Origin of the sequence: Paenibacillus sp. N3.4 (assembly GCF_008017805.1) — a bacterium.
GTDB lineage: Bacteria > Bacillota > Bacilli > Paenibacillales > NBRC-103111 > Paenibacillus_E.
Genome location: NZ_VRTT01000028.1, coordinates 28,172 through 49,136, shown reverse-complemented (window position 1 = coordinate 49,136; position 20,965 = coordinate 28,172). Strand labels below are relative to the sequence as shown.

General features: G+C 45.1%; 23 protein-coding genes and 1 pseudogene. 7 read left to right on the top strand and 17 right to left on the bottom strand.

Annotated elements, in window-relative coordinates; genetic code table 11:
* Positions 1 to 68: 68 nt before the first annotated feature.
* On the bottom strand, positions 69 to 1,358 hold the full coding sequence (locus FU659_RS15955; protein ID WP_147948519.1) for an amidohydrolase: 1,290 nt from the start codon (positions 1,356 to 1,358) through the stop codon (positions 69 to 71).
* A 256-nt stretch (positions 1,359 to 1,614) separates the two neighbouring features.
* Here FU659_RS15955 and FU659_RS15950 point away from each other — a divergent pair, with 256 nt between their 5' ends.
* On the top strand, positions 1,615 to 2,613 hold the full coding sequence (locus FU659_RS15950; RefSeq protein ID WP_147948496.1) for a MerR family transcriptional regulator: 999 nt from the start codon (positions 1,615 to 1,617) through the stop codon (positions 2,611 to 2,613).
* A 282-nt stretch (positions 2,614 to 2,895) separates the two neighbouring features.
* Here FU659_RS15950 and FU659_RS15945 read toward each other — a convergent pair whose 3' ends face one another.
* The 3 genes from FU659_RS15945 to FU659_RS15935 all read right to left on the bottom strand — a co-directional run bounded on the left by FU659_RS15945 (position 2,896) and on the right by FU659_RS15935 (position 4,674).
* Entirely contained in the window at positions 2,896 to 3,255 is a 360-nt protein-coding gene (locus FU659_RS15945) for a DUF1304 domain-containing protein (RefSeq protein WP_147948495.1), read from the bottom strand.
* Positions 3,256 to 3,338: 83 nt separating this feature from the next.
* Entirely contained in the window at positions 3,339 to 3,761 is a 423-nt protein-coding gene (locus FU659_RS15940) for an HD domain-containing protein (RefSeq protein ID WP_147948494.1), read from the bottom strand.
* A 130-nt stretch (positions 3,762 to 3,891) separates the two neighbouring features.
* Complete coding sequence (locus FU659_RS15935; protein ID WP_187274181.1) at positions 3,892 to 4,674, bottom strand: squalene/phytoene synthase family protein; 783 nt, start codon at positions 4,672 to 4,674, stop codon at positions 3,892 to 3,894.
* A 218-nt stretch (positions 4,675 to 4,892) separates the two neighbouring features.
* Between FU659_RS15935 and FU659_RS15930 the strand changes: the two genes are divergently transcribed.
* Positions 4,893 to 5,087, top strand: coding sequence for a hypothetical protein (locus FU659_RS15930; RefSeq protein WP_147948492.1), 195 nt, complete (start codon positions 4,893 to 4,895; stop codon positions 5,085 to 5,087).
* Positions 5,088 to 5,159: 72 nt separating this feature from the next.
* Here the strand turns inward: FU659_RS15930 and FU659_RS15925 are convergent, their stop codons facing one another.
* From FU659_RS15925 to FU659_RS15900, 6 genes and pseudogenes are all read right to left on the bottom strand, one after another.
* Entirely contained in the window at positions 5,160 to 5,447 is a 288-nt protein-coding gene (locus tag FU659_RS15925; protein WP_147948491.1) for a ferredoxin family protein, read from the bottom strand.
* A pseudogene (locus FU659_RS15920) lies at positions 5,444 to 6,753 on the bottom strand (FAD-dependent oxidoreductase). Before FU659_RS15920 ends, FU659_RS15925 begins: the two are co-directional and overlap by 4 nt.
* Positions 6,750 to 7,892: an electron transfer flavoprotein subunit alpha/FixB family protein gene (locus FU659_RS15915; protein WP_147948490.1), complete on the bottom strand. Its 1,143-nt coding sequence runs from the start codon at positions 7,890 to 7,892 to the stop codon at positions 6,750 to 6,752. Before FU659_RS15915 ends, FU659_RS15920 begins: the two are co-directional and overlap by 4 nt.
* A 54-nt stretch (positions 7,893 to 7,946) precedes the next feature.
* The gene (locus tag FU659_RS15910; protein ID WP_147948489.1) at positions 7,947 to 8,753 is read right to left on the bottom strand and encodes an electron transfer flavoprotein subunit beta/FixA family protein; all 807 of its coding nucleotides are present in this window, start codon (positions 8,751 to 8,753) and stop codon (positions 7,947 to 7,949) included.
* 182 nt (positions 8,754 to 8,935) lie between these two features.
* On the bottom strand, positions 8,936 to 9,373 hold the full coding sequence (locus FU659_RS15905) for a GNAT family N-acetyltransferase (RefSeq protein WP_147948488.1): 438 nt from the start codon (positions 9,371 to 9,373) through the stop codon (positions 8,936 to 8,938).
* Positions 9,374 to 9,408: 35 nt separating this feature from the next.
* Positions 9,409 to 10,059 (bottom strand): HAD family hydrolase, encoded by a 651-nt coding sequence (locus tag FU659_RS15900; protein ID WP_147948487.1) that lies wholly within the window; start codon positions 10,057 to 10,059, stop codon positions 9,409 to 9,411.
* Positions 10,060 to 10,265: 206 nt separating this feature from the next.
* Here FU659_RS15900 and FU659_RS15895 point away from each other — a divergent pair, with 206 nt between their 5' ends.
* Positions 10,266 to 11,435, top strand: coding sequence for an MHYT domain-containing protein (locus FU659_RS15895; protein ID WP_187274180.1), 1,170 nt, complete (start codon positions 10,266 to 10,268; stop codon positions 11,433 to 11,435).
* Positions 11,436 to 11,554: 119 nt separating this feature from the next.
* Here FU659_RS15895 and FU659_RS15890 read toward each other — a convergent pair whose 3' ends face one another.
* Entirely contained in the window at positions 11,555 to 12,874 is a 1,320-nt protein-coding gene (locus FU659_RS15890; protein WP_147948485.1) for an MFS transporter, read from the bottom strand.
* 144 nt (positions 12,875 to 13,018) lie between these two features.
* Between FU659_RS15890 and FU659_RS15885 the strand changes: the two genes are divergently transcribed.
* The gene (locus FU659_RS15885) at positions 13,019 to 13,783 is read left to right on the top strand and encodes a sulfite exporter TauE/SafE family protein (protein WP_147948484.1); all 765 of its coding nucleotides are present in this window, start codon (positions 13,019 to 13,021) and stop codon (positions 13,781 to 13,783) included.
* A 73-nt stretch (positions 13,784 to 13,856) separates the two neighbouring features.
* On the opposite strand, the gene FU659_RS15880 is transcribed toward FU659_RS15885, so the two are convergent.
* Positions 13,857 to 14,600: an ABC transporter permease gene (locus FU659_RS15880; protein ID WP_147948483.1), complete on the bottom strand. Its 744-nt coding sequence runs from the start codon at positions 14,598 to 14,600 to the stop codon at positions 13,857 to 13,859.
* 47 nt (positions 14,601 to 14,647) lie between these two features.
* On the bottom strand, positions 14,648 to 15,334 hold the full coding sequence (locus FU659_RS15875; RefSeq protein WP_147948482.1) for an ABC transporter ATP-binding protein: 687 nt from the start codon (positions 15,332 to 15,334) through the stop codon (positions 14,648 to 14,650).
* 160 nt (positions 15,335 to 15,494) lie between these two features.
* Between FU659_RS15875 and panD the strand changes: the two genes are divergently transcribed.
* The 3 genes from panD to FU659_RS15860 all read left to right on the top strand — a co-directional run bounded on the left by panD (position 15,495) and on the right by FU659_RS15860 (position 17,974).
* Positions 15,495 to 15,896 carry an aspartate 1-decarboxylase gene (panD, locus tag FU659_RS15870; protein ID WP_147948481.1) on the top strand — a complete coding sequence of 134 codons (402 nt, stop codon included), beginning with the start codon at positions 15,495 to 15,497 and terminating at the stop codon, positions 15,894 to 15,896.
* Positions 15,889 to 16,623, top strand: a complete 735-nt coding sequence (locus FU659_RS15865; RefSeq protein ID WP_147948480.1) for a YheC/YheD family protein — start codon at positions 15,889 to 15,891, stop codon at positions 16,621 to 16,623. The genes panD and FU659_RS15865 overlap by 8 nt, the downstream gene beginning before the upstream one ends.
* A 133-nt stretch (positions 16,624 to 16,756) precedes the next feature.
* Positions 16,757 to 17,974 (top strand): threonine synthase, encoded by a 1,218-nt coding sequence (locus FU659_RS15860; RefSeq protein ID WP_147948479.1) that lies wholly within the window; start codon positions 16,757 to 16,759, stop codon positions 17,972 to 17,974.
* Between the two features lie 262 nt (positions 17,975 to 18,236).
* On the opposite strand, the gene FU659_RS15855 is transcribed toward FU659_RS15860, so the two are convergent.
* From FU659_RS15855 to FU659_RS15840, 4 genes are all read right to left on the bottom strand, one after another.
* Positions 18,237 to 18,866, bottom strand: coding sequence for a hypothetical protein (locus FU659_RS15855; RefSeq protein WP_147948478.1), 630 nt, complete (start codon positions 18,864 to 18,866; stop codon positions 18,237 to 18,239).
* 95 nt (positions 18,867 to 18,961) lie between these two features.
* A complete protein-coding gene (locus tag FU659_RS15850) occupies positions 18,962 to 19,630 on the bottom strand; it encodes an MFS transporter (protein ID WP_147948477.1) in 669 nt (222 codons plus the stop codon).
* A 98-nt stretch (positions 19,631 to 19,728) separates the two neighbouring features.
* Entirely contained in the window at positions 19,729 to 20,013 is a 285-nt protein-coding gene (locus FU659_RS15845) for an ArsR/SmtB family transcription factor (protein ID WP_147948476.1), read from the bottom strand.
* Between the two features lie 43 nt (positions 20,014 to 20,056).
* The gene (locus FU659_RS15840; protein WP_147948475.1) at positions 20,057 to 20,929 is read right to left on the bottom strand and encodes an EamA family transporter; all 873 of its coding nucleotides are present in this window, start codon (positions 20,927 to 20,929) and stop codon (positions 20,057 to 20,059) included.
* Between the last annotated feature and the right edge of the window lie 36 nt (positions 20,930 to 20,965).

Genomic DNA, 20,965 nt, shown 5'->3' with positions numbered 1-20,965 from the left:
TGAGGCATGTCCCTGCCATAAATCCAAAGAGCGGTTTTTTTGTAGTTTTCGTTGCTTTGTATACGCTGTCAGATTCCCTCGACGATTCGTTTGGAACGCGTCATGACTTCTTTGAATAATTCATCCTCATCAATAGTAAGCAGCTGTCTATGCTTCATAAGCACTTTTCCGTTCACAATCGTAGTATCCACGTCTGATCCGTTAACACTATACGCGAGTAACGAGGCTACATTGTGCAGGGGCTGCAGGTGCGGTTTTTTCATATCGATTAAAATGATATCCGCTCTCTTACCAATCTCAAGCGTCCCTACTTGCTTGTCAATATTCAGCAGCTTTGCACTCTCCCTAGTCGCCATCCGCAGCACTAGGCTAGCGGGAAGCTGCCGGGGATCGCCGTACTCCAGCTTCTGCAGCCATGAAGCTGCTTTAATTTCTTCAAACATATCGACGGTTGTAGCGCTCCCTGCCCCGTCGGTACCTAAGCCAACTGTAATTCCTTGCCTCATCATGTCCAAGATGGGAGCGATTCCGCATCCCAATTTCAAATTGCTCACCGGATTATGAGAGACACCACCGCGCATCCCTTTTAAGTAGCCGATATCTCTTCTATTTACATGAACGCTATGAGCTAACAGGACATGTGATTTCTCCATCAAACCTAAGTTATACAAATATTCAGTTGGCGTTTGGTTATATTTTTCTCTGATTTTGATGACTTCTTCTTTGGTTTCTGCTAGATGGATGTGGATCGGAACATTTTTCTTTTCCGCAAGCTGAATCACTTCTTTTAATGGAGCCGGTGGACATGTGTATGGAGAATGCGGTCCTAGCATCGTCGTAATTCTTCCTTCTGCTTGTCCGGACCAACGATCAATCAGATCAATCGATTCCATGACCCTTCTTCCTCCGTCATCTTCCATAAACACCAACCCTCTAGTTAACGAGGCGCGCAAACCAACCTCCTGAACCGCTGCGGCAATTTCATTCATATGAATGTACATATCGGCAAAAGCTGTCGTCCCGGATTTAATCATTTCTGCCATCGAAAGTTTTGCACCCCAATAAATATCCTCAGGCGTCATTCTAGCTTCTGCAGGCAGCATTTTCTTTTCCAGCCAATCCATCAAAATCAGATCATCAGAAAATCCCCTTAATAAGCTCATGGGTGTATGTTGATGCGCGTTAATTAAGCCAGGCATGGCAACCATCCCGGTTCCTTGGATGACTTCACGGGGGTTTACAGACAGCCCCTTTCCCATAGCTTTAATTTCATGACCCTCGATCAAAATATCCCCGATATACGTGTCCTCATCCATCATAGATAATATGGTCACATCTTTAATCAAAATTGTCATCATCATTCGCCTTCCTCTCCTGTGTTACTCACAACAATAAACCTTTCCTTAAGGGAAAGGTCAATTGCCGTTAGGAACTTGAAAGACGATCTTACGTATCTATTTAGAAGGAAAAAACCTCATTTATGTTTATCATTAACCAATACTGCTTGCGTTTGTGGTATTTGACTTATAGGTTTAAAGTCATATTCGCATATAAACCCACTTTACATTTACGTAACGTGAATGTTTAATGTAAAAGTAGAGAAAGGCGGCTGCTATGAAAATTAAGGAAATTGCAGATAAACTTAAAATCTCTCCCCGGACTATTCGCTTTTATGAAGAAAAAGGGCTGATCGCCCCCGATAAGCAAGATGACAATCAATACCGCGACTTCACCGAGAAGCACATTTGGCGGCTGCAAACCATTATTTCCTTAAGAGAAGCAGGAATGAGCATTGATCACATCAAAAAAGCTCTGCAAGACATCGATGGACAGGATCATGAAGAGCTGCAGTATTATCTAGAACTTCAGCGTTCCGTCCTGTTTGCCAAATGGGTTGAAATCAAACAAATTATTGAAACAACGGACGATATGATTCAGATTGTAAAAAATCAAAAATCACTGCCCTTACCCGATATCTATGAACTCGCGGAAGGATCCCGCAGATTGCGAGAGCAGCGAAATAGCTGGCAAGACAAGTGGGGTTTTGATCATTTGGCAATTGCACATGACCAAACCGTTTTTAGCGATAATGGGGCATACAAAGATTATGAGCGAGCATTGGAGTTGACTGTAAAGTGGCTTTCACCAGCTTTCGGTGAAATGGGATTGGATTTAGGAACGGGAACAGGCAATTTGGCCGGTAAAATCATTATACAAGGAGCAAAAATGGCGGGAGTCGATCAATCGAGGGAAATGTTAAAACATTGCCAAAAAAAATTCCCTGGGATTGAAACTAAACTTGGGAATTTCCTAGCGATACCTTACTTGGATGGAAATTTTGACTTTGTCGTCACGAGCTTTGCATTTCACCATCTTACAGATGATCAGAAACTGCTCGCCATTGAAGAAATGCGCAGAGTCCTAAAACCCCATGGGCGTATTTGTATAACCGACTTCATGTACACGGATGAAGGATTCCGAAGCAGCAGCGAGCATCATCATTACACTTCGTTAAGTACTTTAGTCGTGGTATTCGAGAATCTAGGCTATGTAACCAAACACGAACAAATCAATGAAAGCCTCCATATCGTATATGCAGTGCCGATTAGATAAATCGTACCTTTCCCTTTGCTGTAAGCATGTTTTTCGAGCTTACAGCGGCACTTATGAGCCGCTCCACTTCTGTAACGCTGAAAATCAGTGTTACAGCTCCACCTAACGACCTTTTACTCCCTTTTCCTTTGCTGTAAGCATGTTTTTCGTGCTTACAGCGGCACTTACAAGCCGTTCCACTTCTGTAACGCTGAAAACCAGTGCTACAGCTCCACCTAACGCCCCTTGTTCTGAACGATGTTCTCCTAAAGTTGAAACTTTTTTGCCTATTGGATTTGCGAATTAACGGAGAAATAGCACCAACAAAAGGGCGATTAATCCAGGAAGCCCTTGAATTAGCAAGATCGATTTCTTAGCTGTAGCACCTCCGTAAAGGGCAGCAACAATGACACAAGCCAGAAAGAAAATCTCTATGTGCTTGCTTACCGAAGGATCCCGATACAGGATGCCCCAAATTAAACCAGCAGCCAAAAATCCGTTATACAATCCTTGGTTGGCAGCCAACGATTTTGACGCTTCTGCAAACTCTTTGGTCAATGAGAATGCTCTCAAACCCCTCGGCGATGTCCAAAGAAACATTTCCAAATACAAGATGTATAAATGTAAAAGAGCAACAAGACCGACAGCGATTAAGCTAATCATAGAACACCTCTTCGTGGTTAAGGCTTACCCCTCTATGAGCAAATAAGCTTGTTATTCTCATCATACTCATTTTCAATGGATAACTAAAGTCCTAATAATATGTCAATCGCCTTATTGTATTTGTTTAATCTTTCATAATCCTTCTCCGTTGGCTTCGGAATGCGGCTGATGTCTTTATTATCCTCAATATCCAAAAGCTTGACATTCGCGGCTAACGGATTTTGTTTGATTCGCCTTATAAACTGCTCATACGATTCGTCAGCTCTGCGCGTCAGACAATCCAATGCTTGAATAATCTCTTCACTGAAGCCTTCTTTTTTCAAATCAAACAGCGTATAACTAGAATCCTCCACGACATCATGCAAAACAGCTACGATGGATTCTTCCAATGTTCTTGTCTTGCTGGCTAGCCGAATTGGGTGCAAGATATACGGATTACCGCCTTTATCGGTTTGACCGTCATGAGCTTTGGCCGCTAATAATATCGCCTTCGTCAGTGTACCCATATGTACCTCCCCATTCACCTATGTTAATTGAAGCTATGAAGCAGACGTACGCTGATTTCCAAAAAGACAGAAAAAAAACCGGCAACGCTAGCTACCGGCTTCTTTTATGACCCTTCGAGCGTCTTTCTCCTTATTTGGAGATTCGATTTACGATTTTCAAAACCGCATCTCTTGTCAATTTACTTCCGCCCATGGAAATCAAATTGACTGTCGCATGAGCTAACGCTAAAGGAATCTTACAAAATTTCAAGGCCGGACCTTCCTTTAAATCAGCGATATAAGCATCCGCGATATCTAGGTTACGACGCGTATACTGCTGCATTTCTTTGAATCCCCAGCCATCAGGGTAAAAGTCAACGCCACGTTTAAGATCTTCTTCTCGATTTCGAAGAATATTAACAGCTTGCAAGCCTCTTCCGAATGCGACTGCTTTCGTAAGATCAGACTGCGTCCCGTCATTCCAAGCCCATAGTTCTGAGAGCATTTCTCCAACCATACCCGCTACACTATATGTATAACGATCCAAATCTTCTTCCGTATGAATATGCCATCCATGCTGCACCCATTCTGCCATTTCCAAAGCCATTTTCGCCATATAGCGGCTTACTATGGGAAAAGCAGTAGTCGGACAAAGTAGAGACCATTCATGAAGCTGCATCGTAACATCCGGTAATACCTCACGATACGGTGAAAGCACTTTTTGCGTTTCTTCAATAACATGCGGGGATTCGAATGCTTCGTGTATGCTCATGAGAAGTTGTACTTTCAACGGATCTTCAAGCTGTTCATGATCCTCGATTTCATCTATAGCTCGCATACATAAATAGGCAGAAGAGACAGCCTCTCTCAAGCCTAAATCCAGTTGACTAATCGGAATATAAAAAGTGCGGCTTGTCTTCTTCAACATGGTCATAGCGTCGTTCAGGACAATGTTAGTAATGGGTACTACCTCCAAGTAATCGCTTAGCTTAGCATATATACATAACTTAATATTATGATAACATACTTCGCCATTGTCAATGCAAATTCGTCCTCAAAAAAGTTCGCTACAGGATAGATGATGACATATTTGAAGTTCTAGCCTATTTACGCGTATAGTAAAGATAGATGATCTGCGAAGAGGAGTCAGAAATGAGAACAGAAAACCAAATTAAACGCAAAGTCAACGAGCTGCGCCAGCAGCAGCAAACCCTTCAATCGCGTGTAGCACAGGCGGGGAACGATGCCGAGCATGAAGCGCTAAACATTCATAACGAACGACTTACTGATATGATTGACCTTTTGGAATGGGTATTAAACGAACCGATGGGAAGCTATCACGCGTAAAAAAGAAGCGACGAAACAAAGAACGGAGCAAGGCTGCTGCAGCCCTTTGCTCCGTTCTTTGTTTCATGAAGCTCAGCCAAATTTATACGTGATTCCGTGCCCGCCTTTCGGATATACCCAGTCAATATTATAAGAAGGGCAAGCGATTCGGCAAGTTCCGCATTCAATACAATTTTCGAAAGCCACGGTCGTAATTTTAAGCTTCTTCTCCCATTCATATACATCCGATGGGCAGAAATAGTTGCAATCCTTGGTCACACAGTTCAGACACGTTTGCGTATCCTTAATAACGAGGTGCGATTTATCATCACATTTGTAACGAATGGTAAATAGCTTATCCGCAATATCGCTTTGCGTCATCCGTTCATCGCCCTCCATCCTTTATAGCCAAGCTTCATTAGATTCATCGTGCCTCCGGCAGCATTCCTAATCAGCTTCACGGCCATTTTTTGTTTGTCGGCTTTGGTGATCCCATCGACGAGGAACATGTTATAAGCGGCTTCATTCAACGCTCTTGGCAGCTTATCAAAAAGGAGTTCAGGGTCTTGTTCTCTGAGGAATTGATGCATTCCTTTATATTTTTGCAAGTCTTTGTGCACAAATGATTCACGAATCTTCATGTCGTAAGCTTTCAGCGATGCTGCTGAAAAATCGCCGCGTTCCTTTGCTTCGACAATGGCCTCCCCAGCCAAACGCCCTGAAGTCATCGCTAAATTCGTGCCTTCCCGATGCACAAAGTTGATGAGCTGCGCAGCATCGCCACATACGCACCAACCTTCGCCGGATAGAGGCGGAATGGAGTGAAAGCCACCTTCGGGTATTAAATGACCGGAGTACTCCTTGGTTTCTCCGCCTTGGATGAGCTTGCGGATCATGGGATGCTGTTTAACGGCTTCTAGTACAGCATAAGGCTTCACTTTTTTGTCTCGCAGGTGATTGACCATGACACCTACTCCGAGAGAAATGGTTTCTTTATTCGTATAAAGAAAACCCATGCCTGCCATACCGAGCGATGTTTCTCCCATGAACTCTATCGTGACGCCTTCATCGCCTTCCAAGCCGAAACGATCCTCGATCTTCTCTCTCGGCAGCGCAATCACTTCCTTCACAGCCAAAGAGACTTCATCCGGCATCCATTCTTTATGAATGCCCATCGCTTTGCCAAGCAGCGAGTTGACTCCATCGGCAATGATGACAACGTCGGCATACAAGTCGCCATCTTCTCTATCCGTACGCACACCGACTACACGATTACCTTCTCGTATCACATCCAAAGCAACTGTTTCGTAAATAGGGATTGCCCCTGCTGCAACAGCTTTCTCGGCGAACCATTGGTCGAATTTCACGCGCAGACCTGTAAAGCAGTTGTAAGGCTCTTTATACGCTTCATTCCGATGTCCGAACGTTACCATCGATTCTTTCCCCATCATCCAGATCCGTTGTTCGACAATATAACGCTCCATTGGAAAGTTTTTTTCTTTCCAGAACTCAGGGACAAGCTCCTCGATTTGCTTGCGGTAAAGAACACCGCCGAAAATATTTTTGGCTCCTGGGAACTCACCGCGTTCTAATAAAACAACGGATAAGCCAGCCCGAGCCATCGTCAAGGCAGCTGCGACCCGGCAGGCCCACCCCCGACAACAATGGCATGAAACTTCTCATTCATCCGGCTTCACTCCTTTCGCGAATATCCGTTTCCTCGGAAGATGTACTTCGAGCGGATACGGGAGTATCCGTTGCAGTCGGCGGCATGCTTGATTGCGGTTTGCGTTTCCTCGCTTCTTCCGTTATCGCGGGTACGATTTTAAATAAATCGCCCACAATTCCGTAATGCGCAAATTGAAAAATCGGTGCTTTGGCATCCTTGTTAATTGCTACAACAACGTCCGCCTGACCCATGCCAACGGTATGCTGGACGGCGCCGGAGATCCCGACGGCGACATACAGCTTCGGCCTTACGGTCGCACCGGTCTGACCGACCTGGTGCTCATGTCCGATCCATCCCGCATCGACGGCCGCGCGGGATGCGCCAACGACACCGCCGAGCGCCTCCGCCAGCTCGGCGAGCAGCTTGAAGGCCTCGGGGCCGCCCAGTCCCCGGCCCCCAGCGACAATAATCTCGGCTTCCTCGAGATTCAGCTTGCCAGTCTCGCGCAGGAAATTCAGTACCTGCGCGGCGATCTCCTCTTCGCGCATCGTCGAGTCGATGCGCACGATCTCGCCTTGACGCGCCGCGTCCTTCGGCAGCGCCTGAAACACGCCCGCGCGAGCTGTCGCCATCTGCGGTCGGTACTGCTTGCAGAGGATGGTTGCCATCATCTTCTCGGAGAAAGCCGGCCGACTGGCCAGCAGCAGCCGCGACGGCGGCGGCTCGACATCGAGCTGCGTCGTGTCGGCCGTAAGACCTGTCGGCAGGTGCGTCGCAATCGCACCTGCCAAATCGCGCCCTGTGGCTGTCGCGCCAAACAGCACGATCTCGGGCTTCGCTTCCTCGATCAGCTTCAAACAGACCCGGCTGTAAGGCCGGGTACGATAGTCGCGAAGCTCCGGCGCTTCGCATAGATAAACGCGATCAGCGCCGTATTGTATGGCTTCCTCAGCGAGATGTGCCACATCCTCGCCGATGACGAGCGCCATGAGCGGCGCCTCCAGCTTCGTCGCAAGCTTCCTCCCTTCGCCCAGAAGCTGCCACGAAACCTTCTTCGCTTCGCCATCACGCTGCTCCACTACAATAAGTACCCCGCGATATGCCGACCAATCCGGCATTGCCGCTTCCGTAAGCTCGTCTGCTTGTTCTTTTGCCATGATTCCTGCCCCCGTTCATTTGACATGTTCAAGCTTTGCAGCCTGTCTCATCCCTTACGAGCCCCAAAGCTTATCTATGAGTATATGAGCCGCCTCTTCCGGTGAATCATACGTAATAAAGTGTGAATGAACCGCTCTTACTTCCGGTACCCACGTTTTGGCTACAATCGTCGGAGATCCCTTCAGCCCAATTTTGGCTCGCTCCAAATCCGGAAAATCCGCCGTTGTCCATACGGTCGGCTTGTAACGAGCTGCTCTAACCATGCCCGGAAGCGATGCTCGCCTCACCTTGTTCATCTCTTTGAGAGCCGTTATCAAAACAGGCATGCTTGTCTCAACAACTTCGATACCGTCTTCCAGAAGCCGGTGCACCGTTACTTTTCGCTTCAACTCATTGACCTCAACCACTTTGTTCACATATGTCAGTTGCTCCAAATCCAGCCTACACGCGACGCCAGGACCTACCTGTCCGGTATCGCCATCCAGTGTCTGTTTACCGCAGAAAACGATATCAACCTCGCCCCATGTTTCAGCAATCTTACGAATGGTCCGTGCCACCACATATGAAGTGGCAAGCGTGTCCGCTCCCGCAAAACCACGATCCGTCACTAATACGGCTTCGTCCGCGCCCAAAGAAATGCATTCCTTCAAGCCCTTCTCCGCAGGCGGCGGCCCCATTGTCACAACGGTGACTCTAGCTCCTAGCTCATCTTTGATGCGAAGTGCCTCTTCCAACCCATGCATATCATAAAAATTCACAATGCTTGGCACACCTTGGCGAATTAATGTATTATTTTTGGGATCAATACGAATTTCTCTGGAGTCGGGCACCTGCTTGATACAAACGACAATATGCAGCATAACAGAACCTCCGTATCTTCTTAATGAGCAGCTATCTTCACTTTTAATCCCTTGCAATTTCTTTTGTAATCGTTCGCATAATACTATATGCCGATTCCTTGTCTATATGACAAGGGAATCATCGAAACAAAAAAAGAAGTACATTCGAGTGGGCAACACCCACGAATGCACTTCTTTAATCTTTATTCCTCTTCGTTTGCTTCTTCTACTTCGTAGACACATAAGAAGTTTTCCATACCTGGGTATTTCTCCCCTAGGCTGCTTATACGGAATCCAATATTGCGGTAAAACTGGACCGTCTCTTCATCCGCTTCCACTTCAATCGTAACAGGATGCATGTCTTCGATAATTTCCAGAATGATCCCGCGCCCGAAACCAACGCCTCTGCTTTCAGGTTCTACAGTCAAGTGGGTAATCCTCATCTCTTGGCCATCATTGATTCGGAAGCCAATTATACCTACAAGCCTGCCTTCCGATTCATAGCCGAACAACCATAAGTTTTTATCGGTCTCATATTCCTTTGTTGCCTGTTCGAGTCGATCCGGGTCGGGAAACACGCTATAACTCAATAACTCTTGAATGAGATCCTCATGGAGTCGGGATTTAATGTCGATCAGCATATACAGTCACTTCTCTCTTATTATCTTTTGAACATCTATAAATAATCTAACAGATCCAATATATTGTCAATGTGAGCAACGACCTTAACGCCCTTCTTTTCCATCCATTCCTCTTCGCCTCCATAGCTAATGAATGGAATGCCAGCTTCCATTGATGCCATCCCGTCTATCCATGAATCACCGATTGAAATCCATTCCCTATCCTGAATGTGTGGAAAATGCTTTTTGGCAGCCAAATATCCCGAAGGGGAAGGCTTCATGGCTTCCATTTGTTCTCTTCCTATCACCCTATCAAAGTAACCTGCAATTTCTGTAAGCTCAAGTACATGCTGCGCTGCCGCATAGGCATTATTCGTTACGATGACAAGAACATAACGGCCCATCAATGTTTCCAGAAGTGGTTGAACAAAAGGCTCCAGACCCGCCCCCTCCATACCTGCTAACTCGTGCCGAGCAGCGATTCCCATAACCTCATAAAACATGTGTTCCGAAAGACCACGCTCCTTGGCAAATTGAATGACCGTGGAAGTCGTATGCTCCTGCATACAGAATGATTTCGGCAACATATCTTTTTCCGTTAAATAGCTGACTATTTCCTGCTTCATGGCTTGAAAATTAATGTGAGAACGAAGTAAGGTATTATCCATATCAAAAATGATCCCTTTTTTACTCTGTTTATTTCTCATTTCGTCTCCTGCCATTCATTTATTTTAAATATTTGTGCGTTTCGACACAATTCGATGAAATGAAACATTTCCCGCTATGTACATGTCATTTTTTGGATACTATAATAAAACACAGATTACAGGAAGCACAGAAAATGGTCAACTCGGTTCCCTCGATTTTTTATGTCGCCTCTAATACTTTACTGAAAAAAGGAGAGGAATTACGCGTGCCTTACGCTGTAATCAATGAGTATCATTTCCATCTTATTCTACTATCCTTCTTTATCATTTTGTTTGCTTCTTACACTGCTTTAAGTCTAAGCAAAAAAATCTCCATATCAAAAGGCTGGTATCATAAGTTATGGGTTTTTTGCTGCGCCATCGTTATGGGAGTAGGCATTTGGTCCATGCATTTCATTGCGATGCTGGCATATCCGTTACCTCAGAGCATTTCATTTCAATTTCAGACGGTGCTTGTCTCCATTCTTCTAGCTTTAATCGGTTCTGTCGTCGGTTACTTCATAACCTTTCTCTCTCATCTAAAAGTAGCCCATTTAATCATCGGCGGTATTTTTATGGGACTTGCCATAAGCGGGATGCATTATACTGGCTTGACGGCTCCCACAGATATGAAAATCAGTTATCTTTCGATCCCTTTTACCTTATCAATCGTCATAGCGATAGGAGTTTCTATAACAGCACTTTATTTATGCCGTTATCATTATCAACGATTTATGATTAATAGTATATTCATGGGTGTGGCCATCACTTCCATGCATTATATAGGAATGGTTGCGACTGAGATCACCTACTGCAATCTTGACTATCCTAATTCTCCAATGTATGACGTAACCATGGGCCCCAGTCTTCTCGCGATGTATGTAGCTTTTGGCGCCGTCATTCTCTTTTCCATCAGTTTGATCAGTTCATTGAAGCATGATCGCCTGCATGAAGAACAAATAGGACTTAAAGCCTCCATGATGGACTCAAACCCGGACTGTATCCTTTTATTTAATCATCGTGGATGGACTATTGATCTTAATCCGATTGCGGAAACAACCTTCGGTTATTCAAGGAAAGAAGCGCTGAATCGTACGCTATTTGATTTTCTGTTTCCCTTCGACCAAGACGGGCAAGCTGCTGCTTCCATGTATCGGTTGCTTATCCGACAAGATATCACACTCATCGGAAAGCGCTTCGAAACGATTGCTTTTCGTTCTGATCGTACGAGCTTTCCTGCGGAAATGTGGATAACCAGCAAGCCATTTGAAGGCAAGTTTATTTTTGCTGCTTACATACGCGATTTGAGCGCTGCTAAGAACTCCGAAGCTCCCGATAAGCAGCCTGCCTATTATGATGTCCTGACTGCACGGCCTACACGAAATTTCACTTCTTAATTTCGATCAGCTCAGTAAGCTCATTAAATCACTCAGCTTTATACATAAAGGAAAAGAGCCAGGAAGCGGTTTTCACCGCCTTCAGGCTCTTTTCCTTTTGCTTTCAGACCTCAAATTCCTTAGCCCATTTGTTTTGCTTTGGAACGAATGGCTATCGGAATGAGAAAGGACAGTAAACTGACTAATAAACCGAACACGAACATTCCATGAATACCCGCATAGAATGTACTTGATTTCGTTATGATTGCCCCCATGATGGTTACACTCACAGCCGTGCCGATATTGCGAGCAAACAACTGTAAGGATGTAGATATCCCCTTCTGATGCACTTCAACAAGCTGTTGTGATCCAATCGTAGATACAGTGAAAATTAATCCAAATGCTAAACCGAGCATGGTCAAAGCACCGAAAGCGTACCAGAAAGAAGTTTCTTCATGAATGAAGAACAACAGAATGGCCGTGATCACAAGTAACCCGTTGCCAGCCAAAAGCAGAGGCTTATACCCAAAACGCAGTACCCATTTCCCACTGGGAACAGCAACAGCCATCCAGCCGATCGACGTTCCCAATAAGGCAATTCCACTAATAAATAACGAATGTCCTTGGTTTTGAAGGAATAGCGGTATAAAGCTGGACGTTCCAAACAATGCGGCACAACTGACGAAAGAGCCCGCGATCATAATGGCAACTGGACGATTACGCAATAAATTCAAAGGCACGATAGGAGCTGGATGCCTTTTTTCATAAAAGAAGAAAGCAATCATAAGCAGGATTCCTACTGCTCCATACACAAGACTGTAATGATCAACGGCAGTTGTGAGCAGCAGCAGTGATATGCCTCCGGCGAATAAAATCGCACCGCCATAATCAATCGAAGCTTTTTTCGGTTGATACACTTCCTTGTATGGCTTTAAGGTAAGCAGCGATATGAGACAGATGGGAACATTAACGAAGAAAATCCAACGCCAGCTCAAATAGGTAACAAAAAATGTTCCTAGAAGCGGAGCCAGTACAGCCGATAAACCCCACATCGCCGTAAAGAAAGCTTGCACTTTGCCACGTTGTTCGACGGGATAAAGATCTCCGGCAATAATCGAAGGAAACGGCATCATAACCCCTGCCCCGATCCCTTGAATCGCCCGAAAAATGATCAATTCCACCATACTATGAGAAAATCCACAAAGTACGGACCCGAACAGAAATAATACGATCCCCGCTGCGTATATCCTTTTCCGTCCGAATAAATCAGACAAACGGCCAGCTACTGGCGCAAGGACCGTTGACAAGATCATATAGGAAGTAAATGCCCATGCATATAAATCATTTCCGCCAATTTCATTTACGATTATCGGCATGGTCGTATTGGCAATCGTTGTATCCATCGAAGCTACGAGCATGGCAAGAACAATACTTACCATGACAGTCGTTCTATTGCTCATTCCTTTTCCTCCTAATCAACCTCTCTTTTTGACACATCTTCCCATTGTAACGCAAAGTTAAAAATATTTCTTTACAAATTGGTTTTATTTATAATAAAATAAATCCAATTTGATTAGTAGGAATTCGATTGGGGACATGACAACATGACTTTGAGTATCTTACTGATGGGTGTATTCGTCGGTTTTTTAGTCGGGCTGACCGGTGTAGGCGGAGCTTCGCTGCTCACCCCCGTGTTAATCCTGATAGGCATTCATCCTTCGATTGCCGTAGGAACTGACCTTCTGTACAATTCCATCACCAAGCTTTTTGGTACGATCCAGCATTGGCGGCAGAAAACGATTGATTTCAAGCTCGTTAAAATGCTGGCAACAGGCAGTATCCCAGGCGTAATTATCGCCGTCATCCTTTTGCGATTGTTTGAATCCTCCTACCATAATCAAGAAACGATCATTAAACATGCTCTGGGGTATGTGTTGATTATGGTAGCCGTTGCAACCATGTTCAAGGTTTTTTTCGGCCACAAGCTGAAAGAAAACCGTTGGCAGCTTCGATCGTTAGAGGAAAAGCGCGGACTCGTCATCACGATTGGAGCCGTGCTTGGATTTATCGTGGGCCTAACGTCCATCGGCTCCGGCTCCCTATACGCGATAGCCATGTTGTACTTGTTCCGTATGAGCCCAGCACTGCTTGTAGGTACAGATATCGCGCATGCTTTTTTCCTTGCAACGACGGCTGGCATCTTACATGCAAGCATAGGCAATGTGAACTATACCCTCGTATTGAATTTGCTCATTGGTTCCATTCCCGGCGTAATCATTGGCAGTATGTTATCTACGAAAGCACCAACGAACGTTTTGCGGACGATTATTGCGAGTTTAGTTTTAATTAGCGGTCTAAAATTAATTTAAAAAACGGAGCTGCGGCTCCGTTTTTTTATCGTTGTCCTTGTCGATTCCTGCGCTTCCCTGGGAAATAAACAGCTTATTTCAAAGTCATTTCCCTGGTAAACCACAAATTATAGCTAAGGAGGCTAAGGAGGATACTCGTGATTGCAGCCGATGCCGCAAAGGCACATAATATCAATATTTGATAGCGAACAGCTTCGATCGGATTTGCGCCTGCAATAATCATGCCCGTCATCATCCCCGGCAGTTGCACAACGCCTACGGTCTTCATGCCGTCGATCGTTGGTATCATACTCGCTTTCACGGAACGCTGCAGCGCTTGTTGGATCGCCTGTCGAACCGTTGATCCCAGTGCAAGCAGCGCCTCAATCTCTCCGCGGGACGAAGCTACCTCACGGTTCATATGGTTTAAGAATAATCCGCAAACAATCATGGAGCTGCCAATCGTCATGCCACTGATAGGGATAATGTATTGCGTCGTTGACTCAATGATATGCAAGCTGAGCATAAGCGACAAAGTCAGTACCTCAGTAACCGCGATGGCAATGGCAATGCGCCAATAAATGCCTTTCAAGCCTTCTCCACGCTTGCCTGCGTTTCGGGTAGCTATAACAATCATGACAGCGATAATAAGCAGGATAAGTCCAATATGATTCGTTTTAAAAACGAAGTGAAGCACATAACCAATGAACAAAAGCTGCAAAGCGCCCCGAATCGTTCCCAACGCGATGTCTTTCTCCAGTCCAAGCTTCTGCCATTTGGATAAGGCTATGGTTATCATGACAAAGGTTAATGTAAACCCTAATGCTAAAGTAGACAATTACTCCGCCTCTCTTCTGCCTGTAAAAAATGAATGCGAGATTGTCGTCAGGCGATCCCCGGCTTCCTCGATAAGTGAACCGCTATCCAAAACCAAAATCGTTGACTGACCCTTGCCGCCTGCTCATGATCATGAGTAACCCAAACAAGACCCACACCCTGCTCTTCATTCCATTGCTTCAACATATGCTCCACGGCTAATTTACTTTGAGCGTCCAAAGCAGATGTGACCTCATCAAGCAGAAGAAAATCGGCTCTTAACAGCATAGAACGAACAAGCTGAATCCGCTGCTTCTGGCCGCCGGAAAGTTCGATTGCTTTCTGCGACCATTTCAAATCCGCGAGTCCAACCTGTTCCATTAGCTTCCTTGCCAATGGTTGATCAAAAGGACGCTGATGTAGTTTGCTCGCCAGTGCCAGATTATCTTCAACCGATATCGGCAGCATGACAGCCTGCTGTGGGACATAACATACTTTTTTTCGCCATTCGCTTGGGTTCCATACAGAAACAGGTCGACCGTCTAAAATCAGACTTCCACTGTCAGATTGCTCTAGGGCAGCCATCATACGTAGCAGCGTGCTCTTTCCTTGGCCTGAAGGTCCCAGAATCGCAATCCGGTCACACTTTGCTACTTGTGCGCTTATACATTCAAATAACGGCGTTTGGCCTCCGTTTGGGTGTTTTTTATGTATGTGTTCAATAAGTAGGTTCGGCTCCAGTTGTATCACTCCCATCTGCTAATTTCCATTATTCGTCTACTGAGTATATCACAGCCGAGCACGTTCGGGTCATCTTCCCATTTTTCATCCTCGTAGGTCAATGTCTCTATCAGGATGCCGCGTGTGCTCATACCTTGTGAGGAACAACCCATGTGACTATAAAGGAGCATTGCTCATGCAGCGACTCATGTGTAAGGGTAAAATTCATCGAGCCACCGTAACGGAGGCTGACTTGGATTATATAGGAAGTATAACAATTGATGGTTTACTCATGCGGAAAGCGAACATTTCACCCTACGAAATGGTACAAATCACTTGTCTGCGAAACGCCACGCGTTGGAAAACTTACGCGATTCCTGCTCCTGAAGGCTCCGGTAAAATTGGCTTAAACGGCCCTCCAGCGCACCTTTTTGAACCCGGAGATTTGGTCATTATCCTTAGTTTGGGGCTCATGAATGAAGAAGAAATTGCCGCATTGAAACCTCAGATCGTGTTTGTTGACGACCATAATCAATTGATACGAGTTGTAGAACATAACCTGGTGATTAAAGAGCAAGAAGTGAAGCCCCATGACTAAGCTGAGCACAAGTAAATGGACGAAATACAAACTGCTCAAGAAATCGGCCCAGCTTCAAACCTATTTGCCTGAAACCGCATGCCTCAAAGAAGCTGCTTTCTGGCGAATGATCAAATCTTATCAAGAAGTCATCATTAAACCAACTGGCAGTTACGGAGGCAAAGGCGTTATCTGCATCAAGGAGATAGCTCCTTCCGCTTACGAACTGCATGATGGTGCCAAAAAGAAGAATTTTCAAAATCCGAAGGAGCTTTATTCCTATATAAAAAAGCTAACCGGCAAAAACTTTCTTGTTCAGGAACGTATCCCGCTCGCCACCGTTAAAGGCCGTCCATTTGACCTTCGAGTCATGGTACAACGACGCCCAAATTCTTCCTGGCATGTTACAGGCAAGCTCGCGAAGGTTGCAGGTGCAGGCTTTATCGTTACGAATATACGCAGAAGCAGCGGCAAGGTTGTCTCCGTCGATGAAGCGATAAAACAATCCAACATGAACAACGTTCCACTTAACAAGATTCTTACGCAATTAGACACTGTGGCCTTACGAACCGCAGCGCAGCTGCATCGTTATTATCCATCGATTCGCACGATGGGAATCGATATGGGGATAGACTCACGGGGACATGTTAAGATCATTGAAGTTAATTTCATTCCCATGCTCAGCTTATTTTTGAAGCTTAAAGATAAATCGATCTTCCGACTCATTCGATCATTTCACAAGAAATAACCATTCCGAATGACACAAGCCGTTTCCTTCTGTATGTCCTAATAATCTATGCAGAGTGCCAGTTGCACTCACTCCGAACTTATTATTAAGGAGCATTTTAGTAATAGGAAGCTGTATGGTGAGGAGGCCGGAAATGAACCAATTGGGGCTTTTTTGCTCACGATGCTCAGCAAAGCTCGCTTTTCGTTATGAGCAATTAAAGTGCAGCTGCGGCGGCACTCTGCTTGTTGACTATGATCTGGAGCAAATTCGCAGAAATGTAAAGAAGGAAGCGCTTCAGACTCGCTACCCATCCATGTGGAGATACAAAGAACTGCTTCCTGTGAGAAGCCCGGAGGCCATTATCAGCTTAGGTGAAGGCTGGACACCACTACTACGCTTACAGGCTTGGGAACACAAATTACCACTTAGACAGCTTTGGATAAAAAGAGAAGAGCAGAACCCGACAGGCAGCTTTAAATCAAGGGGCTTCTCCGTTGCTGTCTCCCTGCTCAGAGAAGCCGGAGCGTTGAAAGCAGCCGTTCCCTCCAATGGCAATGCTGCTGGAGCATTAGCTGCCTATGCGGGGCATGCTGGTATTCAAGCTTACGTCTTTATCCCTTTGGATTGCCCACCGTTGATTGTGCAGGAATGTCCCCTCTATGGGGCTCATACCTTCCTTGTCGATGGACTGATTCATGATGCCGCGGCCATTATAGAAGTTGGAAAACAGGAGCAAGGTTGGGTAAACGTCGGCACGCTGAAAGAACCAGGACGCGTAGAAGGCAAGAAAACCATGGGGTTTGAGCTTGCCGAGCAGTTGGGTTGGACGCTCCCTGACGTTATCATTTTCCCAACCGGTGGGGGTTCCGGCGTAATCGGCATGTGGAAAGCTTATCAGGAGTTGAAGACTTTGGGTTGGATAGATGGCGATATGCCCAGATTCGTTTGCGTCCAGGAAAAGGGCTGCCAGCCCCTTGTCGACGGCTTGGGCGCACGCGGCAAGTTAGCTGCAGCGCAGATACCCGACGTAACAGAAGCGAGTCCTACAGGGATGCGCGTGCCGAATCCGCCGGATTTGGAGCTCATCCTATCGATTATTGAGCAAAGCGGCGGCACGGCTATCGCCCTTTCTAAGGAGCAAATCGCCGAGGCTGCTTTGGCCTTAGGCTCACAAGGCATCTCTTCTTCGCCGGAAGGTTCAGCAGCTTGGGCAGGCATGCTTTCGCTTTGCGACAGCGGTTGGCTGCATCCAACGGATTCTGTCGTTTTATTCAACACATCTCACGCAATGAAATATGCCATATTGGATGCAAAGTCTCAAATGCCTGTCATTAAAAATTACGGCGACTTTCTGCAACGTCTGAAGTAAAGATAAACGAACTCCAGAAACGTTATTTCAATAAAAATCTCCGCATTATACAGTTTGCTTAGCCATAACGCTGCGTCAGTTCGTTAGAACGATAATCATGCAGTTTTCTCGTCCATAAAGACCATACAGTTCGTTAGAGCAATAACGCTACCCATGCGGACTTTGAGTGGGCTCCACAGTAAAAATTCTATATACAGCAAATAGCCAAGAAAAATTTCTCTTGGCTATTAATCTTGACTGAACCGTAACATGAAGCTAATCATTATTGACCTAAATTATTTTCTTCATACAAACGATACATCGCTTGAATCAAGGGCTCCGCAGGGTCGCGATTTAATAAATATAAGGTCATTAAATATTGCAGCGGCAGCGCGCACGTATTGTTGCCGGTTTCGACAGCTACGAAGCCGGCTTCCAGGACGGGGCCATGCTCTTCATGCAGTTCAAGGTCCACGTAAATCTTTTGATCCGGGAACTCTTCACGCACCGTGGTTGCGCAATAAGGAACGATATGCTTATCCAACAGCTCTTTGGCATCATCTTCGGATTGCGGCGGATTCGGCAGTGGGTGACTTTCCGGGCTTCTCAGCAAGTCAACGAAAAAGGAGGAAAGCCAAAGTCCTGCATTCGGATTTGTTTGAAAGTTTCTCATGATTTCATTCAGGAAATATCCGCATGAGGTGGTCTTCTCATCTTTTGTTAGTGTAAAGGCAAACATCGGACCATAGGTAGGATTATTACCGATCTGTCCGTCTACTTCATACTCTTCGAATTGTTCTTTCAATACACCTTGAATGTGCTGAAACCAAGTCATAATGATCTGCGCTTGTTCGCGTTCTTGATCTTGTTCGTTATCTACTTCAACTTGTGTATCGATATCTTTGTCTGTCATTGTGGTTAAAGCCTCCTGAATCATTCAAATTGGCACGAATATTTCTATTGTACCGCATTTGGACAAGTTCAGAAAGCTATTGTTGTATTCGATCATCACTTGGCTATACTTCTCTCTTTCTCAACCTGCTGATTCATAATACCGCTGCCTACGAAAACAAACAGAGAAATGATAAATAAGAGCGAAGTAAACAGAGATACCGCTTGGAATCCGCTGAAAGCTGCATATAAAGCGCCGCCGGCAAAGCCGCCTATTGTTGTTCCACCATACATGGCCGCATTGGAAAGAGCCGCAATGGTTCCTCTTGCTGTAACACTCAGTGATTGAAGCAACGACAGCATGATTGGAAACACGACACCGCCGATGAAAAAAATAACGAGAAAGTGAATCTCGACCATAGTCAGTTGAGCAGCAAAAGGTAAAACCACATAACAAGCGGCCAAAATAAGAAGACCCAAAGATAAGCTTACTTTGATTCCGAATTTACGAACAAGATAACTGCCGCTCAAACTGCCGATCGTATTCCCAAGCCCTAAGATCAGCATCGCAGTCCCCAATTGTTGGACGGATAGAGAAAAATCATTCGCTAGCCAGGTCCCGAAAAAGGAGAAAGCAGCGAAATTTCCCGTCTGAAATAGGAAATAGGCCACAAACGCTTTAATTGCCTTTGTTTGGCTAAAAATTGAAGCGTACCGGGACCTCATGGTTTCCTTTGTATTCGCCATATTCACAATCGGTTCCATATTAGGAATAATGAAACTCACTCATAGCAAAGAAAATCGATAATGATTTCCCCACGCTTCCACTCCCCTAAGTTTTATAGTTTTAATATCATTGAACTATATGTATAAGAAAAAGACTCTTAAAGAGTCTCTAGAAATCCTGGTAAATACGTTTCGAAGGTTTCCAAGTTGAGTTTTACAAACTTCGTTCTCGATTCTTTTCGAAGTGTTGTTAGACCTGCTTCTCGTAAAGTCCTAAAATGATAAGAAGCAGTCGACTTTACGAGATTACATTTCTCACCTATCTCTCCGCAATTAAGCTCCACTTTGTTGGTATATAGTACCCTTACGATTTCTAATCTGGATTCGTCGGCTAATGCTTTAAAGATCTGAGCGCGTGCAGCATCTGATTGTTTTATATTCATGGAACTATCATACAATTAGATCAAACAAATGTAAATACGCCATTTATTCCACGACCAATTTCATCAAGATAATTCCGATAAAAGCCATTGTCAGACCGGATTGCTCCATTTTAGAAAATTTGTCTTTTAGTACAAATCGCGTGTACAGCAATACAATAAGCACATTCAGAGCCACCACTGCAGAAACAAGTCCCGTCTTCCCGAGATGAAAGCCTTGAATAATGAGAATCATCCCTACCACATTCGTAATGCCTACCGCCATCCCGAACAGAAACGTTTTTCGTTCTGACCAGTTAGCTCGCTTCTTGCCTTCATCCACTTTTTTACCCTGAATGTGGTCTTTCAGCCACCATAAGCCAAAGCAGCAAGTTCCAGTTGTAAACATAAAAAATAGTGTTGGGAATAAAGGCGCATCCACCAATGTCGTCCATTTACCGGAAAGATCATTGCCCGCAAAGAGTAATAAAGCAAGCAGACCCCAGCCTGCTCCTTGTAAATTCTTAAGCGTAATATCATTCGAATAACGAACAAGTAAGATACCGGCTACAATAACGACAAAAGATAGAAGCTGAAATACATTCAAACGCTCTCCCCAAATAACAAAAGCCATAACGACAACCACGACAGATGGGAGCCCTGTCAAAATGGCAACCAAAGAAGCTTTCCCAACAGCAAAGCCTTTGAACATACTTGCGTTAGCACCGAAGGAAAAGAGTCCCATTTGTACACCAATAAGGGCAGATACCGTCCACTCTTGGTGAAAAATGATCGCGCAAACGATACTGATCAACGTCCCCATAAAGAATGTACCGCATAATAGCACATTCCGATTCAGCGATTGCTGGCTTGCCCAATGATATAGTATGCCTCGCAGCCCGAAACTAAACGCTGCAAGTACTGAAAAAATAAGCCACATGAAAATACGAACCCCTCTCTTTTACTCCAAGGTATT